Source organism: Phyllobacterium sp. GQ127, from assembly GCF_059758635.1.
On record NZ_JCAXDZ010000021.1, the window covers coordinates 1 to 2,288 of the forward strand.

Consider the following 2,288-nt stretch of genomic DNA (forward strand, 5'->3'; position numbering starts at 1 on the left):
CCCCACGTGCTCCACAGGGCCCGTTGCCTTTTGTTGAGAGTGAGCATTGGTTCCTCCTTTTTGTTGTTGATCTTACGCCTTGGAAAACCGGCGTCAATGTAAATGTAATCGTTGACATCGGGTTTTTCGTGGTGTTGTATACGTTAACATCGCAAAATAGCGACGGGCTTCGTGGAGCTCGCAGGGGTTTGAAATCGGGGCTGGGGGCTTTGTCCCGCCTTTCATTGGAGGCTTGTTAGTGAAAAAGTTGAATGTTGCGCTCATTGGCACCGGTTTTATGGGCAAGGCCCATTCCATTGCCACCGCGGTCGTGCCGATTCTGTTCGGTTCGCCGGTCGAAATCGAGCGTAAGGTGATCGTCGATATTGACGAGGAATTGGCGCAAAACGCTGCCAGGCAATATGGTTTTGCGGAATATGCAACCGACTGGCGCGCGGTCGTTTCGCGTCCGGACATAGATATCGTTGATATTTGCACGCCCAACGATACGCATGCGGCGATTGCGATTGCGGCGGCCAAGGCAGGCAAGCACATCATGTGCGAAAAGCCGATGTCAATGACAGTGGCTGAAGCGGAGGAGATGCTTGCTGCCGCCAACAAGACCGGTGTGGTAACCATGGTCTCGTACAATTACCGTCATACACCGGCCCTGCAGATGGCCAAGCGCCTGATTGACGAGGGTCGCATCGGCGACATCCTGACTTTCCGCGGATATTATCTTCAGGATTGGGGTGCTGATCCGGAAAAACCACTTTCCTGGCGCTTTAACAAGGCTCTGGCCGGCTCCGGTACGCTTGGCGATATCGGTACGCACGTTATTGATGCCGCACGCCTGCTCGTCGGTGAATTCGAACAGGTAAACGCGATCGTCAAGACCTTCATCCCGGAGCGCCCGCTGCCGGCAGGTCGCTTCTTTGGACCAAGCGGCGCCGCTTCCTCCGAAAAGGGCAAGGTCGATGTCGATGATACCGCACTGACGATGATCAAGTTTGCAGGCGGAGCCCACGGGACGATCGAAGTGACACGCAATGCCTGGGGCCATCATAACCAGCTCGGCTTCGAGATTCACGGAACACGCGGCTCGATCGCCTTCGATTACCAACGTCTCAACGAACTTCGTGTCGCCTTTGCCGACGATCCGGCTGACGCCTTCGGCTTCCGCACGATCTATTCCGGTCCCAACCAACCGTTCGGCGACAAGCTATGGCCGGTTGCCGGCATGGGGCAGGGCTACATCGATATCAAATCTATCGAGTGGTACAACTTCCTGACAGCCATCGCCGAGAACAAGCCGGCTTCGCCGAACTTCGAGGACGGCGTGCAGATCGAACGCATTGCCGAGGCCATTCTTGTCTCCGGACAGACCGGTTCCTGGGAAACCATCAAGCAATTTGCAGCCTGAGGAGCGTTTAATGACAATCAAGCTCGCAATGCACACCTGGCCCTATGCAAGCAACCCGACGTGGTTACCGGCCTATACGCTTGAGGAAACAATCAAACGTGTCAAGAAGATCGGCTACGACGCCATCGAGATCGGCGCGGCCAGCCCGCATGTCTTCCCGCCGACCCTCAGCCCGCAACGGCGCAAGGATCTGGGCCAAATGCTAAAAGACTATGGGCTTGAACTGGCAGCCATGTTGCCGGCTCATGGCGGCGGACCCGGCAACAATGTCGCCTCGCCAATTCCGGAAGAGCGCCGCTGGGCGATCGACCATTACAAGGATATGGTGCAGCTTACCGCCGACTGGGGCGGCAAGCGGCTGATCTGCCTGCCAGGCTGGTATATCTTCGGAACGACCTACCGCCAGGCATGGGACTGGGCTGCGCAGGCAATTGACGAGATCGCCCGTTTCGCCCAGGACTTCGGTGTCGAGATCGTCATCGAGCCGACCCCGGAAGACAGCAACATCGTCAATACTTGCGACAATACCATCGACATGATGAAGGATGTCGGTCAGCCCAATGTCCGTCTGATGTTCGATAGCCATCACGTCATTACCCAGAAAGAAGTGATGAGTGACTACGTCCACGCAATGGGCAAGGATCTGGTCCATATCCATGCCTCTGACAATGATCGCCTGCCACCGGGCATGGGCAGGGGCGACTTCCCGGCTCTTATCGATGCACTCCAGGAAACCGGCTTCGACGGCTATCTGTCAATGGAGTGTGGCTTCCATCAGCGCGGAATCGAACCAGACTGGGTCGCACGCGTCTCGCTCGAATATCTCAAGCCGCTCGTCGACGCAGCAAATGCAAAAACAGCAACTTGAATGTAAACGTTAACATAG

At 56.2% G+C, this 2,288-nt stretch carries 3 protein-coding genes; all 3 read left to right on the forward strand.

Annotated features, from left to right (window positions below):
* Window positions 1–239: hypothetical protein (locus tag AC6CHM_RS25060; protein ID WP_498176052.1), on the forward strand; the 239-nt coding region annotated here is incomplete at its 5' end.
* A complete protein-coding gene (locus AC6CHM_RS25065) occupies window positions 239–1,402 on the forward strand; it encodes a Gfo/Idh/MocA family protein (RefSeq protein ID WP_498176054.1) in 1,164 nt (387 codons plus the stop codon). The genes AC6CHM_RS25060 and AC6CHM_RS25065, both read left to right, overlap by 1 nt.
* 10 nt (window positions 1,403–1,412) lie before the next feature.
* On the forward strand, window positions 1,413–2,270 hold the full coding sequence (locus AC6CHM_RS25070) for a sugar phosphate isomerase/epimerase family protein (RefSeq protein ID WP_498176056.1): 858 nt from the start codon (window positions 1,413–1,415) through the stop codon (window positions 2,268–2,270).
* The last annotated feature ends 18 nt before the right edge of the window (window positions 2,271–2,288 follow it).